Annotated in this window: 3 protein-coding genes; all 3 read right to left on the reverse strand. The window is 63.3% G+C overall.

The features are described from left to right. The coding region (locus tag AAC083_RS16565) for a diguanylate cyclase domain-containing protein (RefSeq protein ID WP_181364788.1) at window positions 1–891 on the reverse strand (891 nt) is incomplete at its 3' end. A gap of 84 nt (window positions 892–975) precedes the next feature. Further along, entirely contained in the window at window positions 976–1,365 is a 390-nt protein-coding gene (cueR, locus tag AAC083_RS16570; protein ID WP_042035872.1) for a Cu(I)-responsive transcriptional regulator, read from the reverse strand. 10 nt (window positions 1,366–1,375) lie between these two features. After that, window positions 1,376–2,162: HAD-IC family P-type ATPase (locus AAC083_RS16575; protein WP_146181704.1), on the reverse strand; the 787-nt coding region annotated here is incomplete at its 5' end.

Raw genomic sequence — 2,162 nt, forward strand, 5'->3', positions numbered from 1 at the left:
AAACTCCTCTCCGCCGTAACGAGCAGCGAGATCATCCTCGCGGCGCTGCACCTCGGCCAGCAATCCCGCCACTTGCTGCAGGCACTCATCACCCAGCTGATGACCATAGAGATCATTGAATTGCTTGAAGTAATCCACATCCACCAGCACCAGTGACAGGGGGGTGCGTGCGCGATGACAGCGGCGCCAGGCCCGCTCCAGGCTGTCATCCAGATGGGCGCGATTGGCGATGCCGGTCAGACCATCCAGCCGGGAGGTGAGCTTGAGATGCTCTGAGACCGCCTTCAGCTCGGCCACCAGATCGGCGTTGGAGAAGCGATGATAGAGGGAGGCGACCTGATCCCGCCGCAGACGGCGCAGCAGCGTCGGCAAGAAGACAAACAGATAGCCCGCCAGCATGCAGGAGACGATCCGCTCCTGCTCGTTGCCGACCCCCAGCTCGAACAGCATGGCGAGCCCGAGTGGCAAGACGGCGCCGTAGAGGGAACGGCGGCTGCCAAACAGCATGATGGCGCTGCCGGTGAGGATCAGACTGGAGAGCATCATCATGGCAGCGCGATAGGTGTCGGGCAGCTTGTCCATGTAGAGCAGCACGCCGAGCGCCCAGATGATGGAGGTGATGGTGACCCCGATGAAAAGCTCGCGCTCCAGCACCGGCAAGGGGATCTGCGCCAGCCTGGGCTGACGCCAACGCAGGTGCCAGCCGCGACAAAACAACAACAGGCTGACCAGTCCCAACCAGCCGAGCGCCTCGCCGACGGGCAGGTAATCGTTGAACAACAGGCTCCAGCCGAGCGCCAGCAGACCCAGACAAGGCAGGCTGAATGAGGCGTGAGTATAGAGCTGGGCCATGATGGCCTGCTTCACCTGACGTGTCACACTCTGAGTCAACTGTGTACTCCCTGTACAAAAGCCGCACAGTCTACCACTCCCCCTTCCGGACCAACAATCAAACGTCTGTTATTAAGCGGTTAGTCAACCGCGCTCCAGCTCGTCCAGGATCGGGCACTCGGGACTTTCATCCCCGTGGCAGCAGCATACCAGCCCCTCGAGGGAAGCCAGCATGGCCTGCAAGCCGGCGATGCGAGCCCGCAGATCGACGATCTTCTCCTGCGCCAGCTTCTTCACCTGGGCACTGGTTCTGTGCTCGTCCCGGTAGAGCGCCAGCAGCTCCTGGCACTCCTCCAGATTGAAGCCGGTCTCCCGCGCTCGCTTGACGAAGCGCAGCTCCCGCAGTGCCCCCTCGGTGTAGCTGCGATAGCCGTTATCGCTGCGCACCGGCGCCGAGATGAGACCGATACTCTCGTAGTAACGGATGGTCTTGGCGGTCAGTCCCGTCGCCTTGGCTACCTTGCTGATATTCATGGATGACTCCTTAGCGGTTCGATTCAGTGCTGACATGGTGACCGGCATGGATGCCCGTCTTGGGCTGCCAGCGTTTCAGTAACAGGGAATTACTCAATACCGTGATGCTGCTCAGGGCCATGGCCGCCCCCGCCAGCTCGGGGCTGAGATACCCCAGTGCCGCCAGCGGAATGCCGATGATATTGAACACGAAGGCCCAAAACAGATTTTGCTGTATGGTGCGCCAGGTTGCTGCCGAGATGTCGATGGCATCAGCCACCAACCGCGGATCCGACCGCATGAGCGTGATGGAGGCCGTCTCCATCGCCACATCGGAGCCGGAGCCCATGGCGATGCCGACATCCGCCGCGGCCAGCGCGGGGGCATCGTTCACCCCATCCCCCACCATGGCCACCAGCCCATGGGTTTGCGCCCGCAGCGCCTCGACTTTTTCAACCTTGCCTGCGGGCAGCACGGAGTCAAACGCCCCGTCCAGCCCCAGCTTGGCAGCGATATGGGCCACGGGGGCTGGCGCATCGCCGCTCACCAGCCAGCTGGCGATGCCACGCTGGCGCAGGGTAGCGATGGCTTGCGCACTCTCGGGGCGCAGGGTATCGGCCAGTGCCGCGATACCGGCCACCACGCCGTCGATGGCGACCCAGACCCGGGTCGCGCCGTCGGCGGGCTGTTCATCCTGCTGCGGTTGATCAATGCCGAGCTGAGCCAGCAGGGATCCATTGCCGATGGCGACCCTGTGGCCTGCCACCTGACCGACAATACCCGCACCGACCCGCACCTCCACCGCCTCCGGCTGGGGC

The sequence above is a fragment of the Aeromonas sp. HMWF014 genome, assembly GCF_963878295.1.
In the GTDB taxonomy this organism is placed as follows: domain Bacteria; phylum Pseudomonadota; class Gammaproteobacteria; order Enterobacterales; family Aeromonadaceae; genus Aeromonas; species Aeromonas popoffii.

Excerpts from the sequence above, each read along its gene's own strand:
- cueR (WP_042035872.1), bottom strand. The coding sequence starts at position 1,365 with ATGAATATCAGCAAGGTAGCCAAGGCGACGGGACTGACCGCCAAGACC.